This window comes from Trinickia sp. (assembly GCF_051953955.1).
Lineage (GTDB): Bacteria > Pseudomonadota > Gammaproteobacteria > Burkholderiales > Burkholderiaceae > Trinickia.
Map to the genome: position 1 here is coordinate 20,352 of NZ_JBQCIF010000030.1, position 16,126 is coordinate 36,477.

A 16,126-nucleotide genomic window follows, 5' to 3' on the forward strand; every position below is an offset into this window, starting at 1 on the left:
CGCCGATATCGTTGTCGAGGCCGTGGTGGCGCGGCTGCCGGCGCACTCCCATCAGGCAAATATTCCCAGCCCGTTTTTTTGCACGAGTTGGAGCATACGAGCCGCGATGCCGCTCGGCTTCTTATCCCCCTGCTCCCATTGCCGTATCGTGGATGCCGTCGTGTTCAGATATAAGGCGAACACGCCTTGACTAACATTCACGCCCTTGCGAATGCGGGCAATCTCTTGGGGATTGAACTCCGGTGCCTTTTCGATGCACAGGTCGTCATACTCCCGCATCGTCTTCTTATCGATGACCTTCGCGCGGTGCATACCAGACGCAGCGCCATGAATCGCTTCCGACGCATCACTTCTGAAGCGAGTCCGAGCCATGGCAAATCTCCACTAATTCCTTCAATGACAACATGCGCTCGATGTCGGCGCTCTTTGCCCTACCAAAGTCGCGAGCGAGTCGCTTGAAATCGCGCAACTCGCGATCGTCGATATTCTCTCGTTCACTCTTCGCGAACAGGTAGACGAACACCCAAAAATCGCCCACTTTATTGACAATGATGCCTCGTTTCGTGTTCCTATCCAGCCTCTTTTTCCAAACGTTCCCGCCGAGATCATCGCCCTGCCCGGCGCCCAGTTCCCTAGCAGCCTTGCACAAGGTTGCATCGGATATTTCAGATGTCCTCGCCTTCTTCGTGAACCATGCCGTTTTGAATACTCTCAGGGGTGCTCTGGCGACGAACATACGGACGTTGGAGTGAGTTAACTATACCACTCAGTGGTATAGGTGTCTAGGGCGCGATCTGAGTTCCGATCTTTGGACCCGTGATGTTGCCAGCAGTGAGGATCGGGCCGGCAAACGGCGGAGTCTTATCAGACGCAATCACCCTGCACCGAGGCTGAAGGCGCCCGTTGCCTTTCGGCAGATCCCACGGCGCGCTGTCGCGAGCGTGCTCCCATCGAACGCCTTCCGAGCGAAGCGTCGCCCATGCGGTGTCACGGAACGGTCCTTGCTGCCAGGAGGCATATCATTCGAGCAAGCAACCGTGATCGAACGATGCCGCCGCGGCTAAGGGATACGTCCGATGAAAAAGCCGAAGAAAACCCCGTTGATAGTTTGCGTTCTCGCGCTGCTGCTTGCTGGCTGCGCCGTCGGCGGCATGCCGACGTACACCGGGCGGCACTTGAGCCCGGCGGAGTGCCACGACCTGGCGGCGCTCAAGACGAGCGCGCACCCGACGCTGGCCGAACATCAAACCGAGGCCGAAGTGCTGAGGAAAGCGGGCTACGATCCGTGGCCATGGGTTGACGATCCGTACTACCCAGCTGACCTACAAGCCGCGCAGCGGCTCGTCGATTATTGGTTCCAAACGGAGTGCCGGCAGCCTCCCTCCGAATGACCGGCAAAGAGGCATCGACGGCTATTTGACGCCGACGAGGCGGTAGCCAACGCCCGTCTCCGTCACGATGTGCTCGGGCTGCGCCGCATCGCGCTCGAGCTTGCGGCGCAGGTGGCCCATGTAGATGCGCAGGTAGTGCGCGCTATCGGTACGCCCCGGGCCCCAGACCTCCTGCAGCAATTGCCTGTGCGTGAGGACGCGGCCCGCATGCCGGATCAGCGATACCAGCAAGCGGTATTCGATCGGCGTCAGGTGAACCACCTGCCCCTCTCGCTCGACGCGCCGAACCTCGAGATCGACGGCAACCTCGCCGAAGCAGATTCTCGACGTTTGAGCCGTGTCGGCCGCATTGCGGTTGTGCCTGCGCAGATGCGCCCGAATCCGTGCCATGAGCTCGGCGACACCGAACGGCTTCGTCAGGTAGTCGTCCGCGCCCGCATCCAATGCCGCCACCTTCTCGTCCTCGCGCGTACGCGCCGAAAGCACGATGACCGGTATCGACGACCAATCGCGCAATTGCCGAATGACGTCGACGCCATCCATGTCGGGCAACCCCAAATCGAGAATGACGAGATCCGGCCTCGCGCTGGCCGCCAATGCGAGACCGCGCCGCCCGCACTCGGCATCGAGCACGCGCATGTCGGTGGTTTGCACCGATGCGTGCACGAAGCGGCGGATATGGCTGTCGTCTTCGATCAAAACGATGGTGGTGGGAGATTCGTCGGACATGGCTATGTCAGTCAGGTAGGTTCGGCATCTTCCATATCGAGCATCGGTGTCTCGGGAGGGGTCTCGTCGGCGGGCAACGTGAACCAGAACGTCGATCCGGCGATCGTGCCGTCCACAGCCAGCCGGTTCGTCGCGCCAATTTTGCCACCATGCGCCTCGACGATCGCGCGGCAAATGGCAAGGCCCAGGCCGATGCCGGGCTTCGCCGACTCCTTCTCGCCGCGCGTGAACTTTTCGAACACGCGCGTTTCCATGCCGGCCGGTAAGCCGGGGCCGCTATCGTGAACCTCCACTCTGACGAAACGCGCATCCCCGTCGTGCATCACCCTGGCCGAGATCGACAGCGGCGAGCCCGTCGGCGTGTACTTCGCGGCATTTTCGAACAGGTTCGCGAAAAGCCGCTCCACGAGCACCGCGTCGAGCCGCACCAACGGCAAATCGGCAGGCACCGTGGCCTGCACGCGTCGGCCGGCAAGCACGCGCCGGCAGCCGGCCAAGGCGGCGCCGACGACCTCCTCGATCGACGACCACTGGCGATTGAGCCGCATGCTGCCCTCCTGCAGGCGCGCCATATCGAGCAGGTTCGTAACGAGCCCCGTCATGCGCAACGCTTCGTCGTGTATCGCTTCGGCAAGCTCGTGCGCGCGCGTCCCGCGCGCGCCCTTATCCGTCTCATCCTCAGCGAGCACCGAGGCAAATCCGACGATCGCCGTCAACGGCGTGCGCAAGTCGTGCGAAATCGCGGACAACAGCGAGTTGCGCAATCGTTCGGATTCCATATTGACGAGTGCATCCTGCGCGATCTCGACGTAGTGGACGCGCTCGAGCGCAAGCGCGATCTGCGCCGCGAACGTTTCGATCATCGTGCGCTGCTCGGGCACTTGGAGCTCGTCCATATGCGGCGACGCGAGCGCGATGACGCCGCGCGTGCGCATCGGGGCCTTCAGCGGCAAATAAAGCGCCGCGGCGGCTGGGAGCGTGTCGGTGCCGCGACCGGCGGGCTTTTGCTGATCATAAACCCACTGCGCGATGTCGCTGTCGAGGTCCGCTTCGTCGAGCGTAACGGCGGGATCCGGGTTGTCGAGCTTTTGACGAACCTGCTCACTGCTGTCGGGCAGCAAAATCGCCAAGCGAGCCTGAAAAACTTCCGCCACGTGGCGCGAGCCGATCTCGATGATCTGCACGGTCGCAAGCGCGGCACCGAGCTCGCGCGTCATCGCGAACATCGCGCCCGTGCGTCGCTCGCGCATCGTCGCGACGCGCGCCTGCCTGCGCAGGCTCGCAGTCAGATTGCTGATCGTCAAGGACGTGACGAGCATCACGGCGAACGTCAGCAGATACTGGGTATCGGCAACCGTGAACGACATGCGCGGCGGGACGAAGAAGAAATCGAACAATGCCACGCCAAGGAACGAAAACAGCACGCCCGGACCGCGCCCGAGCCGCGCAGCCGTGAAGATCGCGCCGAGCAGATAAAGCATGATCAGGTTCGCGAGCGAAATCCGACCGAGCGCGAGGCTCGCGAGCACCGTGATCGCCGCACAGATTCCAACGGCATAGGCATACGATATCGGCTTCGAACGTCGGCCGCCGAGGCCAATGCCGGCGAACCGGGCCGCCGACTCGCGACGCTCGGCCTCTTCCCGCACCGCACCGGTATTCACGAGCGTCACATCGATGTCGCGCGCCGCCCGGACCAGGCGCTCCGCCGTCGAACGACGCAACCACGCGCGAAGCCCCCACGAAGACGACGCACCGACGACGAGCTTCGACACGTTGCGCATGCGCGCATAGGCAATCAACGTCTGCGTTTCGTCCTCGCCCTGCAAGGTCACCGTCTCGGCACCCAGATCCAAGGCAAGCTTCAGCGCATCGAGCGTGCGTTCGCGCATCGCATCGGGCAGCCGTTGCAGTTTCGGCGTCTCGACATAGACGGCTAGCCAGTCTGCTTTCAGGCTCGCGGCAAGGCGGGCAGCCGCGCGCACGAGCATGGCGCTCTCGGGCCCGGCGCCGACGCAAACGATGATGCGCTCGCGCGCCTGCCAGATTCGCTCGATCGACTGATCGGCACGGTACTCGCGCATCTGGGCGTCGACGCGGTCGGCCGTGCGGCGCAAGGCCAACTCACGCAACGCGATGAGGTTTCCCTTGCGGAAAAAATTCCGAACGGCGTTTTCGGCTTGATGCGGCAAATAGACCTTGCCGTCACGCAGGCGATCGAGCAACTCTTGCGCGGGCAGATCCACGAGCGTGACTTCGTCGGCGAGATCGAACACGCGATCAGGGACGGTTTCCCAAACCCGGATACCCGTGATCTGTCCGACGATGTCGTTGAGGCTCTCGAGGTGCTGTACGTTGATGGTCGTATAGACGTCGATACCGGCGTCGAGCAGCTCATGGACGTCTTGCCAACGTTTCAAATGGCGCGAGCCATGCACGTTCGTATGCGCGAGCTCGTCGACGAGCACGAGCTCGGGCATGCGCGCGAGCGCCGCATCGAGATCGAATTCATTGAGAAGCCGCCCGCGATACTCGATCTTGGCGGACTCGATGACGGGAAGCCCTTCCAGCAGCGCAAGCGTTTCCTTGCGGCCGTGCGTCTCGACGATGCCGATCACGACATCGACACCTTCTTCTTTGCGGCGTGCCGCCGCTTGCAGCATGGCAAACGTCTTCCCCACGCCAGCCGAGGCCCCGAAAAAGATCTTGAGCCGGCCGCGCCGCTGCTTTTCTTCGTCGCGCTGAATCTTGTCGAGCAGCGCGTCGGGATCAGGTCGTTCCATGAGGCGTCATCCCTTGAGGTCTGCTTGCCCCCGAACGACTTCGAGCATTCGCACGTGTGTTCCATATGTCGGCAAACAAACCCCAGCGTTCGGTCTAGCTGGTTATCGCAGGCTGCACCCCTGCGTGCATCGCATCCTATACCGGCGCGGCTCGTGTGGCCTATTGCGTCAATGTACCGGTTTCAGCCGGTCGAGCGCCAAATTGAGCTTCAGGACGTTCACGCGCGGCTCGCCGAGCACGCCGAATTGACGCCCTGCCGTATTTTGCTCGATGAGTCGTCGAACCTGGTCGAGCGCGACCCCGCGCGCCTTCGCAACCCGCCCGGCCTGATAATCGGCCGCCGCTGGCGAGATGTCGGGATCGAGACCGCTGCCCGACGATGTCACGAGGTCGACGGGCACGGGCGCCGCGTTGGCCGGGTCGGCATCGTGCAACGCGGAAAGCCGCCCCTTGACTTCAGCCACGAGTGCCGGATTCGTCGGGCCTAGGTTCGAGCCGCCCGAATTGCGCGCGTTGTAGGGATTGGGCGTCGTGGCCGAGAGCCGGCCCCAGAAGTAATACGGCGCGTCGAACTGCTGCCCTATCAGCGCCGAGCCGACGGGTTTTCCGTCTTTTTCGATGAGGCTGCCGTTCGCCTGCCGGGGAAACATCGCCTGACCGATCGCCGTGACGATGACAGGATAGACGATGCCGGTTACCACCGTCAGCGCCAAAAACAATACCGCCGCGGGTCGCAAAAGAGTCTTCATGGTCGTTCGATTCCAGTGGTGGCAGCGTCAAGCCCAGCCCATCGCCTTGAGGAACACATCGATCAGCTTGATGAACGGGAACGGCAGGATGATGCCGCCGAGCCCGTAGATGAGCAGATTGCGGCGCAGCAGTGCGGCGGCGCCCAGCGCGCGGTATTTGACACCCTTCAATGCCAGCGGAATCAGGAAAACGATGATGAGCGCGTTGAAGATCACGGCCGACAAAATCGCCGACGCCGGCGACGCAAGATGCATCACGTCGAGCACCCGCAGTTGCGGATACGTCGTGGCGAACGCCGCCGGAATGATCGCGAAGTACTTGGCGATGTCGTTGGCGATCGAGAAAGTCGTCAGCGAGCCTCGCGTCATCAGCATTTGCTTCCCGATCTCCACGATTTCGATGAGCTTCGTCGGGTTCGAGTCGAGATCGACCATGTTGCCCGCTTCCTTCGCCGCCTGCGTGCCGGTATTCATCGCCACCGCAACGTCGGCTTGCGCCAGGGCCGGCGCGTCGTTGGTGCCGTCGCCCGTCATCGCGACGAGTCGCCCCTCGGCCTGATGCGAGCGAATCATCGTCAGCTTGGCCTCGGGTGTCGCTTCCGCCAGAAAATCGTCCACCCCGGCTTCAGCAGCGATGGCCGCCGCCGTCAAGCGATTGTCGCCCGTCACCATGATCGTCTTGATGCCCATCTTGCGCAACTCGGCGAAGCGCTCCTTGATGCCGCCCTTGACGATGTCCTTCAGCTCGATCACGCCGAGCACGCGCGCTGCATTTTGCCCCTCGCCGCGCGCACCCGCTTTCTCGGCTACGACGAGCGGGGTACTGCCGCGGCGCGCCACGTCGTCGACGGCCTTTTGCACTTCCTGGGGGAAACGGCCGCCGCTGCCCTCGACATAGCGGCGAACCGCATCGGCAGCGCCCTTGCGGATTTCCCGATTAGGCATATCGACGCCGCTCATGCGCGTTTGCGCGGTGAACCCGAGAAACTCGGCATGCAGCGTTCCCATGTCGCGCTCGCGGATGTTGAACCGCTGCTTGGCGAGCACGACGATGCTGCGGCCCTCGGGCGTTTCGTCGGCGAGCGACGAAAGCTGCGCGGCATCGGCAAGCGCCTCCTCCGTCAGGCCAGGCGCCGGCAGGAACGTCGACGCCTGACGATTGCCGAGCGTGATCGTGCCGGTCTTATCGAGCAGCAGCACGTCCACGTCGCCGGCCGCTTCGACCGCGCGGCCCGACGTGGCAATGACGTTCGCCTGCATCATCCGGCTCATGCCCGCTACGCCGATGGCCGAGAGCAGACCGCCGATCGTCGTCGGAATGAGGCACACGAGCAGCGCGACGAGCGCGGTGATCGTGACGACATGTCCTGCGTTGGCGGCGGCCACGGCGAAAATCGAGAACGGCAGCAAAGTGGCCGTCGCAAAGAGCAGCACGAGCGTCAGCGCGACGAGCAGGATCGTCAGCGCGATTTCGTTCGGTGTCTTTTGGCGCTTCGCGCCTTCGACCATCGCGATCATGCGGTCGAGGAACGCTTCACCCGGATTCACGCTGATACGCACCACGATCCAGTCCGACAGCACGCGCGTGCCGCCCGTGACCGACGAAAAATCGCCGCCCGATTCTCGGATGACGGGCGCCGATTCGCCGGTGATGGCCGATTCGTCGACGGACGCAACGCCTTCGATGACCTCACCGTCGGCCGGGATCGTATCGCCCGCCTCGACGAGCACGACGTCTCCCTTGCGCAGATCCGTCGACGCCATGATGCGGATCGGTGCTTTCGGATGCGGCTCGCCGAGTTTCTTGGCCGTCACGTTGTGCTTCGCGCTGCGCAGCGAAGCGGCCTGCGCCTTCGAGCGCCCTTCGGCGAGGGCCTCCGCGAAGTTGGCGAAGAGCACCGTGAACCAAAGCCAGAGCGCAATCGCAAGAATGAATCCGGCCGGTGCCTCCGCCTCGCCCGCGACCGCCGCCACCCACAGTATCGTCGTCAGGACGCTGCCGAGATAGACGCAGAACATGACCGGATTGCGAAGCTGCGTGCGCGGGGCGAGCTTCTTGAACGAATCGACGATCGCCGGCTTCAACAACGCCGAGTCGAACATCGAGCGCACTGCCGTGCGTGCCTGCCCGAGGTTGTCGGGACGATGGGCAGACGTTTGATGAACAGGAGTCATGCGTTCCTCGAAATCAGTGGCCTGCGATCAGCTGGAGATGCTCGACGACCGGGCCGAGTGCGAGTGCAGGCACATAGGTGAGCGCACCGACGAGCAAGAGCGTGCCGAGGAGCAGCACCACGAAGAGCGGACCGTGCGTGGGCAGCGTGCCCGCTGTAACCGCTAAACGCTTCTTGCTCGCCAGCGCGCCCGCAATGGCGAGCACCGGCACGATCGACGAGAAGCGACCGAACCACATCGCAATCGCAAGCAGCACGTTGTAGAACGGCGTGTTCACCGAAAGCCCTGCGAACGCACTGCCGTTGTTGTTCGCGGCAGAACTGAACGCATAGAGCACTTCCGTGAAACCATGCGGACCGGGATTCGCGATGCCGGCAGTGCCCGGCGGCGACAGCACGCCGATCGCCGTTCCGACGAGGACGAGGAACGGCGTGACGAGAATCGCGATCGCCACCATCTTCATCTCGAACGATTCGATCTTCTTGCCCGCATACTCGGGCGTGCGTCCGATCATCAAGCCGGCGACGAAGACCGCGAGCAGCGCGACGACGAGCATGCCGTACAGGCCCGAACCGACTCCACCGAAAATGACTTCGCCGAGCTGTATCAGGAGCAGCGGCACGAAGCCGCCCATCGGCGTGAGCGAATCGTGCATGGCGTCGACGGCACCGCACGATGCGGCCGTCGTCGCAATCGTGAAGATGCCCGTCTGCGCGATGCCGAATCGCGCTTCCTTGCCTTCCATGTTGCCGCCCGGAGACAGCGGGGAGGCACTTTGATCGATATTGAGCGACGTAAAAGCCGGATTGCCGGCTTGTTCGGCCGTGATTTCGCCACAGCACGCCACCGCGAACACGATCGTCATCGCAGCGAGCACGGCGTAGCCTTGCCGGCGATCACCGACCATGCGGCCGAAAACCACGCAGAGCGCCGCGGGAATGATCAGCATCACGAGAACTTGCAGAAAATTCGAAAGGGGCGTGGGGTTCTCGTACGGGTGCGCCGAGTTCGCATTGAAGAATCCCCCGCCGTTCGTGCCGAGCAGCTTGATCGCTTCCTGCGAAGCGACGGGCCCCATGGCAAGCGTCTGCTTATCGGCTTTCGCGTCCTGCATCACGGGATCGCCTTTCGCATCCTTCACGGGATCGCCTCGCGCGTCCGTCTTCGCCGCTTGGTACGTCGTCACCTGCAGCGTGGAAACGTCCTCGTAAGACTTGAAGTTTTGGATCACGCCCTGGCCGATGAGGACCACCGCAAAGACGATCGCGAGCGGAGCAAGAATGTATAGCGTGATGCGTGTCAGGTCGACCCAAAAGTTGCCGATCGTCTTGGCCGTATGCCGGGCGAAGCCGCGAATCAGCGCGACCACGACGGCGATCCCCGTCGCGGACGAGACGAAGTTTTGCACGGTCAGGCCGGCCATCTGCGTCAGGTAGCTGACCGTCGATTCGGGCGCATAGTCCTGCCAGTTCGTGTTCGTCACGAAGCTGATGGCCGTATTGAACGCGGCGTCAGGCGTCATGGGCCCGAATCCTTCGGGATTCGCGGGCAGCCACTGCTGCAGGCGCAGAAATCCGTAGACGGCAAGCGCCCCCAATGCGTTGAAAATCAGCAGGGCGGCAGCGTAGGCTTTCCAGGACATTTCCGCCCGATCATCGACACCGGCGACCCAGTAAATGGCGCGCTCCATCGGCCTGCCGATCCGGCGCACCACCACCGAAGAGCCGTCCAGCACGGACGTCATATACCGGCCGAGCGGCACCGCCAATGCAATCAGTACGACGATCAAAAGCGCCGTCTGAAACATATCGTTGGCATTCATTAGTCGAGGTCCTCCGCGCGCAGCAACGCGTAGACGAGATAGGCGAGCAGAATCGCCGTCGAGGCTCCGGCGAGCCACAGCATCCACGCCGTCATGGACGGCCTCCCGGCGCGCGGCTGCGCAGCTTCTCGCAACCGGCTGCGAATGCAAGGCACAGCCCCGTAAAGGCGGCGATGCCCGCGATGTAGACGAAATCCATTTCGGCGTTTCCCATTAGCGGATCAGGACAGCGTCAAGCGTAGGCGATCCGGAGTAAACGCCGCGATAAGATTAGCGGTGGGGATATAAAAAATGCGTAAAGATCGGCGCAATTGCTGCGCGCGCTGCGCGCGGCTCAGGGCCGGGGGTTACCGCGAGTTGTTCGGCGACTGAACCGCTTCGATTTCCGTGATGACCGTCGCCGCTCGAAACGAGCCGTTTCGATGCGGCGTCCAACGGGCAATGTCAAGCAGCATCCCGCTGCGTCCCTTCGATCTCGGTAATAATTTTCTTCGCTCGAAGGATCGCTGAAGGGCTCATGCTCAATTCGTCGACACCGAGCCTAACCAACGTCGGTATCATCTCCGGCCGCGACGCGGCTTCGCCGCACACCCCCACACTGATTTTTGCGCGTTGCGCCGCCTCGCATACGATGCGGATTGCCTGAAGCACGGCGAGATGATCGGTGCGATACAGCGCAGCAAGACGAGAATTCATCCGGTCGACGGCCATGACGTATTGCGTGAGATCGTTCGTGCCGATCGAGAAAAAATCGGCCTCTTTCGCCAATAGATCCGCCGTCAGCACAGCGGCCGGCGTCTCGATCATGATGCCCAATTTCGGTTGGCCGTGAGTAATGCCCTCCTCGGTCAACGCACTCGACAAGCGCGCCATGATCGCTTTCGTCCGGCGAATTTCCTCGATATCGTCCACCATCGGCAGCATGACGCACAGGTTGCCATGCACCGCGGCTCGCAGCAGTGCACGCAACTGCGGCTCGAATATCTCCGGGCAATCGAGGCACATGCGAATCCCGCGCCACCCAAGGAATGGGTTTTCCTCTTCGGGAAAGCGCACCCCAGGCAGCGGTTTGTCCGCTCCAGCATCCAACGTCCGGATAATGACGGGCCACGGTGCGAACGCGCGCGCGAGCGTCGAATACACCTCATACTGCTCGTCTTCCGAGGGCACGCGGCGCTGATCCATAAACAGCAGTTCCGTCCGGAATAAACCGACTCCCATTGCCCCGGCACGCTGTGCCGCCTCGATTTCCGCAAGCGATCCAAGGTTTGCCGCGACCTGGACCTTGTGGCCATCCTGAGTCCGCGGTTGAACGTCCCGGTATGCGAGCAAGCTCGCCTGCGCTTCGCGCTGCAGATCCAACCGCCGTGACATGGCTTTTTCCAATTCGGGCGAATGATCGAGCCATAGCTGACCGCTTCCGCCATCGATCGCCGCTCTGGCCGCCGCGCGCAGCGTTTCTCGATCCGCCTGCACGCCGAGAATGGCGGGAATGCCGTGCGCACGCGCGATGATCGCGACATGCGACGTCGCGCTTCCAGAGGTGCACACGATGCCGAGAATGTTCCGCAAATCGGCGCGTGCCAGATCGGGCGCACTGAGGTCCTCAGCAAGAACGATACTCGGGCCCGGCAATTCGCCGAGTGACGGCAGCGGCTTGCCGAGAAGCGATGCGGCAACCGCGCGCGTCAACCCGCGGATATCATCGGCGCGGCTGCGCAGATACTCATCGGGCAGCGTCGCGAATGCAACCGCCAAATCGAGCCCGCATTTCAGCGTGGCCGCTTCGGCGCTCCACTGCGAAGACACCAGTGCGCGAATCGCTCCGGCAAAATCGTCGCTTCTTGCCACTTCCGCGATCGCATCGAAGATCTCGTCGTGTTCGGCGGCATCGCCGCGCGGCGCGAGCATCGCTCGCAGCGTATCCTCGAGTGCCGTACCGAAACGGCCCAATTCGCCGTCTACCTCATGCGGCGCGATGGACTGCCGATCCACGACGATCTCCTCCCTGAAATAAGCGTACGTCTGCCCGAAGGCCAAGCCTTCGCTCGCCGCGACGCCATTGAATGAAAGACCCCGTGCATCGACGGCCGGCGCGCCGGCACCTGCGCCATTCAACGTCGGACTTTCGTGCTCGGCAGCGGCGCCGGGCACGCACACTCCCGCCTGGCCGGCAGCCGGCGATGCAATGCTCGGATCGGCGAGGAATTGCGCCAGCCGCCCCAACGCTTCGCATTCGTCTTCGCCCTCCGCGCGCAAGACGATCTGCTCGTTTTGCTTGATACCCAACAGCATGAGTTTCACTGCGCTTTTCGCGTCAGCCCACGCATCGCCTCGGCCAATCTTCAGCGAGCAGGTAAAGCTCTTGGCAAGCTTGGCGAATTGCGTGGCGGGACGAGCGTGCAGCCCTTCATGCACCTTGACGACGACCGGTGTCTCCAACATGACGTGCCCTTTCTAGGTTTCGGCAAAATATCGGTTCGATGGCTACGCGCGCATCAAGCGTCGACGATCTCGATGACGGTGCCGCTTTTCATGCCGTCGAAGAGCCGAGCGCAATCGACTTCGGACACGCAGATTTCGCCCGGACGATCGGCTGTGCGCGAACCATTGAAATTGATCACGACGTGGCCCAGTTCGCTGACCTTGTTCCATGCTGTCGGTCCAACGGCAGTCACGATCGCCGAGTCTTCTCCGATGCGCAAAACGGAGCCGATCCGCGGTACCTCACGGCTGGCCTGCTCGACGCGATGAAGAACGGAAACTTCAGCCAATTCCGGGGGGGCACCGTCGGAGTAAAGGATGAGCACCCCGCCCTCCAGCAGTGCCTGCACTTCTTCTCCGATCGACGAGATAACGGTCTTGTAGTAATGCATAGTCATTTCCGAATGTGATCAAAGGGCGAAACTTGCAACCCACGCGATGAGCACCGAAACCGGCCCCATGATCTGACGGCTAATGAGCACGGCCGGCACGCCGATGCGGATCGTATCCGGCTTCGCCTCTCCAAGCGCCATGCCCACCGGCACGAAATCACAGCCGACTTGCGTGTCATAGGCAAACAACGCAGGCAGGGCCATTTGCGGCGGGACCGTCCCATTGCCGATCGCCGGGCCGATAATGGCGGCGCCGATAACCTGGGCGATGACCGCACCCGGGCCCAGCACCGGCGACAGAAACGGCAACCCGCAAATCGCCGACAGAACCACGAGTCCAATGATATTCCCGGCCAACGGCGAGAGCACGTGAGCGAGCCCCATCCCGATCCCTGTCGAGTTGATGACGCCGATCAGCATCGTCACGAACGCCATGAAGGGGAGGACGTTCCGGATCACGGTGTCGATCGACTTGCGGCCGCTGTTGAACAGCACATTGACCACACCGCCCATCCCTCGCCCGATCGACGTGATCCAACCTACTATCCCCCCCGAGTGCACGGGCTCCGCGCCCGCGGCCGCCACTGAGGCGGTGGCCGCCGCGGCACCGGTGGCTGGGGCAAAAGGGGACGCGACGATGGCAGGCGCGGCTTGCGCCGCATCATCGTCGACCGCATGGAGGCTATGCAGTTCGACGCCGGATACATAGACGTCTTCGGTGATGAATTGCGCTAACGGTCCGGATTGCCCCACGGGGCTCAGATTGATCGTTGGAATGCGCTTGCGCGGATAAACGCCGCATCGTGCGGTGCCGCCGCAATCGATGACGACCGCCGCGATCTCGGATTCGAGCGGCGGATTGCGAAAGCCATCCACGACGATACCGCCCGTCATTTCCGCTAGCCGCGCGGCTACCTTCGGGATATCGCCGCCGGTGACGGCAACGATCTTATTGCGCTCGAGCGTGGGGGTGATGACGAGCGGGCCGCCCCAGCCGTTAGGTCCCTTCTCGATCCGTACGGCACGATAAGTACGCGTGTCCATGTCTTCCTCCAGTGTCCTTTTGTGGTCTCTTGTGGTTTCTCGTGGTGATCAGAGCTTGAGCCCTTCGCGCTTCGCGATCATCCGGGTGATCCCTTCAGTCACGATGCCCTTCAACAGATTCACCACCAAGCCGACACCGAGGTAGAACAGCGCAAGCTTCGGAAGGGAGAATGGAGCGGCGTGATTTTCGGCGAGTTTGGTGATGCCGGCGGCCACCCCGAGCCAGACGAAGAGCTCGCCGGGATTGCAGTGCGGAAAGAGGCCCGTGATCGGATGACAAAGCGATACGGCGGAGTCGTAAAATGCCGGCTTGTGCTTTTCTTCGAGAAAGACGCCGAATGTGTAGGCCATCGGATTGGTCAGAAAAAACATCGCCAGCAACGGCAACAGCGTATAGCGCGTGATCACGTTCTTTGAGAAGAAGCGCGCGAGACCTTGAATCCGTTGCTCGCCAACGAGTGCAATGATGGTATAAACCGCCGTCAACAGTACGATCAATGTCGGTAAGATTCCCGTCACGAAACCGACGAACGTCTTGCCGCCCGCATTGAATACACCGATAAACGCTTCGGCAGCGTGAGTCAGAAAATCCAAAGGGTTCATGCTGTTCTCCTGATATGGAACACCGTGCTTAACAAGTTGTCTTGTAATTGTCGAACTGAAACCAACCGCGGAAAAACTGGAATCTCGGCTAAGACCACGTCATCAGCGGCGCCTGCTGACGTTCGTTCGCCGTCCGGCATGCGACTTCGAATGCTTTCGCGAGCGCCTGCTTGACGCTCGAGGGAAGCGGAGACATAGCGACACGCTGATTGAAATCGGCAGCCGCGCCGCACAAATCGTCGAGCGCCTCGAAGCGCGCAAAAACCGACAGGCCCGACATGCTGAGCACCTCGCACACACGCGCCTGATCATCGATCACGACGATTGCGACTGCACCCCGCCCGAGCCTGGCTTTGAAAGAACCGGCCCCGAGAAATCCGCTGTTCCACGCTGTCGCCGTTCTTCGAACGACGCTCCGGTAGTAGCGCAATTGAATCCACGAAGCGACGATTTGCAGGGCCCACATCAAAGCAAGCAGCAACAAACCAAGCCGGACGAGTTCCATTGCCTGTCTCCTTGCCGTCTCGGCCCATGGCCGAGCTCGGCGGGGGCCGGGCATACCGCGCACCCGGCTGTTGAGCGTTTGATCCTACTTATTAATACATATATCGGCGCGGATGTCTCGGGCAAGACGCGGAAGGCTTGCGCCGCTAACGCATCAACTGCTCGCTGATTACGCGCGCTACCGCCTCGGCAGCCTCGACTTGCGGGAGATGCCCGACGCCTGCGAATCGATGTTGCGCGACGTTGCGCGGAAGGCGCTCCGCATGCGTGATCGGCAAAATGCGGTCGGCTACGCCCCAGATCACCCGCACCGGTATTCGCAAGTCCGACAGCACCGGTGTCAGATCGATCTGCAGCCGACCATCGCGGAAGAAAGCGGCGGCCATGCGCTGGAGCGTCTCCCGCCTGCCCGGGCGGCCGAGCTGCTGCTCCGCCGTGGCAACGAACGCCTCATCGATCAACGACGCGTCTTGCACGAGTTCCTCCAGCCATGGTCTGAGCGTTGCACGATCCGTCGCTTTCGTCAGGCCGTTGATGAATGCCCAATTGCAACTTTCGCCGATGCCGGCCGGCGCAATCAAGGTCAACGACCGCACTGCAAACCGCGAAGACGCGGCGAGTTGAGCGGCGACCGCACCACCGAACGAGTGACCGACGAGGTGTGCCGGCTCCGCATATTCCTCGCGCAATACCGCTTCGATTGCATCGGCGATCGACTGCAGCGAAAGGCCGTCGCCATCGGGTGACTTTCCATGTCCCGGCAAATCGATGGCAAGCACGCCGATATCGGCGAGCACGCCGGCCTCACGCATCGCATGCAAGAGTGGCCGCCAGCTGTTGGATTCCGCGCCAAACCCGTGCACCAGGACGATCGTAGCCGCATTTCCCTCGTGCAGCCATATGCGATTGAGGCGCACCGACGAGTCTGCCGCTGCCGGCGCATGCCGCAAAAAAGACAGCACGTCGTTCTTCACGATGCGTCCGTGCGGGCCCGATCCTCTGACCTCCGTCAGTTCGATGCGGCTTTCGCGTGCGGCCTTGCGTGCGGCGGGGCTCGCCCGGGTGCCAGCCCGCATTTCTACCGCATCGGCAACGGCCAATTCGCGTGCGACCGGCGCGGGCTGAGGGTCGGCAACCGCCGCCGACGGCTCGGGCGCTCGCGCCCCTGCGGCTTGTAGCGCCTCTTCCGGCTGCGCCTGCACCGCTTCATCGCTCGCATAGATCCATGCGATCACCGTCCCGACCGGCACGGTGTCCCCCACGCTCGCGGTGATCTTGCGCACGATGCCCGAAGCGGGCGACTCGACTTCCATCGTGGCCTTGCTCGTCTCGATGTCGAACAGCGGCGCACCCGCTTTGACCGCATCGCCGTCGCTCGCGTACCACGCAGTGATCGAGCCCTCCGTCATGTCCATGTCGACGCGGGGAAGAATGACCTCTGTCGGCATC

At 62.5% G+C, this 16,126-nt stretch carries 15 protein-coding genes; 1 reads left to right on the forward strand and 14 read right to left on the reverse strand.

Going from position 1 to position 16,126, the window contains the following annotated elements:
- Positions 1-51: 51 nt before the first annotated feature.
- A complete protein-coding gene (locus ACTHNZ_RS06065; protein ID WP_440541598.1) occupies positions 52-372 on the reverse strand; it encodes a helix-turn-helix domain-containing protein in 321 nt (106 codons plus the stop codon).
- The gene (locus ACTHNZ_RS06070) at positions 347-736 is read right to left on the reverse strand and encodes a type II toxin-antitoxin system RelE/ParE family toxin (protein ID WP_440541599.1); all 390 of its coding nucleotides are present in this window, start codon (positions 734-736) and stop codon (positions 347-349) included. The genes ACTHNZ_RS06065 and ACTHNZ_RS06070 overlap by 26 nt, the downstream gene beginning before the upstream one ends.
- Positions 737-1,076: 340 nt before the next feature.
- Between ACTHNZ_RS06070 and ACTHNZ_RS06075 the strand changes: the two genes are divergently transcribed.
- Positions 1,077-1,391, forward strand: a complete 315-nt coding sequence (locus ACTHNZ_RS06075; protein WP_440541600.1) for a DUF4148 domain-containing protein — start codon at positions 1,077-1,079, stop codon at positions 1,389-1,391.
- A 21-nt stretch (positions 1,392-1,412) separates the two neighbouring features.
- Here the strand turns inward: ACTHNZ_RS06075 and ACTHNZ_RS06080 are convergent, their stop codons facing one another.
- The 12 genes from ACTHNZ_RS06080 to ACTHNZ_RS06135 all read right to left on the reverse strand — a co-directional run bounded on the left by ACTHNZ_RS06080 (position 1,413) and on the right by ACTHNZ_RS06135 (position 16,125).
- On the reverse strand, positions 1,413-2,120 hold the full coding sequence (locus tag ACTHNZ_RS06080; protein ID WP_440541601.1) for a response regulator: 708 nt from the start codon (positions 2,118-2,120) through the stop codon (positions 1,413-1,415).
- 11 nt (positions 2,121-2,131) lie between these two features.
- On the reverse strand, positions 2,132-4,903 hold the full coding sequence (locus ACTHNZ_RS06085) for a DUF4118 domain-containing protein (RefSeq protein ID WP_440541602.1): 2,772 nt from the start codon (positions 4,901-4,903) through the stop codon (positions 2,132-2,134).
- A 168-nt stretch (positions 4,904-5,071) separates the two neighbouring features.
- Positions 5,072-5,653: a potassium-transporting ATPase subunit KdpC gene (kdpC, locus tag ACTHNZ_RS06090; protein WP_440541603.1), complete on the reverse strand. Its 582-nt coding sequence runs from the start codon at positions 5,651-5,653 to the stop codon at positions 5,072-5,074.
- 27 nt (positions 5,654-5,680) lie between these two features.
- Positions 5,681-7,828, reverse strand: a complete 2,148-nt coding sequence (kdpB, locus tag ACTHNZ_RS06095) for a potassium-transporting ATPase subunit KdpB (protein WP_440541604.1) — start codon at positions 7,826-7,828, stop codon at positions 5,681-5,683.
- A 13-nt stretch (positions 7,829-7,841) separates the two neighbouring features.
- The gene (kdpA, locus tag ACTHNZ_RS06100) at positions 7,842-9,650 is read right to left on the reverse strand and encodes a potassium-transporting ATPase subunit KdpA (protein WP_440541605.1); all 1,809 of its coding nucleotides are present in this window, start codon (positions 9,648-9,650) and stop codon (positions 7,842-7,844) included.
- Positions 9,650-9,745, reverse strand: coding sequence for a K(+)-transporting ATPase subunit F (kdpF, locus tag ACTHNZ_RS06105; protein WP_440541606.1), 96 nt, complete (start codon positions 9,743-9,745; stop codon positions 9,650-9,652). The genes kdpA and kdpF overlap by 1 nt, the downstream gene beginning before the upstream one ends.
- A gap of 349 nt (positions 9,746-10,094) precedes the next feature.
- Positions 10,095-12,095, reverse strand: a complete 2,001-nt coding sequence (gene ptsP, locus ACTHNZ_RS06110) for a phosphoenolpyruvate--protein phosphotransferase (RefSeq protein ID WP_440541607.1) — start codon at positions 12,093-12,095, stop codon at positions 10,095-10,097.
- 53 nt (positions 12,096-12,148) lie between these two features.
- Entirely contained in the window at positions 12,149-12,526 is a 378-nt protein-coding gene (locus ACTHNZ_RS06115; protein ID WP_440541608.1) for a PTS glucitol/sorbitol transporter subunit IIA, read from the reverse strand.
- Positions 12,527-12,544: 18 nt separating this feature from the next.
- Entirely contained in the window at positions 12,545-13,570 is a 1,026-nt protein-coding gene (gene srlE / locus ACTHNZ_RS06120; protein WP_440541609.1) for a PTS glucitol/sorbitol transporter subunit IIB, read from the reverse strand.
- 48 nt (positions 13,571-13,618) lie between these two features.
- A complete protein-coding gene (gene srlA / locus ACTHNZ_RS06125; RefSeq protein ID WP_440541610.1) occupies positions 13,619-14,173 on the reverse strand; it encodes a PTS glucitol/sorbitol transporter subunit IIC in 555 nt (184 codons plus the stop codon).
- Between the two features lie 88 nt (positions 14,174-14,261).
- Positions 14,262-14,678 (reverse strand): transcriptional regulator GutM, encoded by a 417-nt coding sequence (locus ACTHNZ_RS06130; RefSeq protein WP_440541611.1) that lies wholly within the window; start codon positions 14,676-14,678, stop codon positions 14,262-14,264.
- A gap of 145 nt (positions 14,679-14,823) precedes the next feature.
- A complete protein-coding gene (locus ACTHNZ_RS06135) occupies positions 14,824-16,125 on the reverse strand; it encodes an acetoin dehydrogenase dihydrolipoyllysine-residue acetyltransferase subunit (RefSeq protein ID WP_440541612.1) in 1,302 nt (433 codons plus the stop codon).
- Position 16,126: the final 1 nt, after the last annotated feature.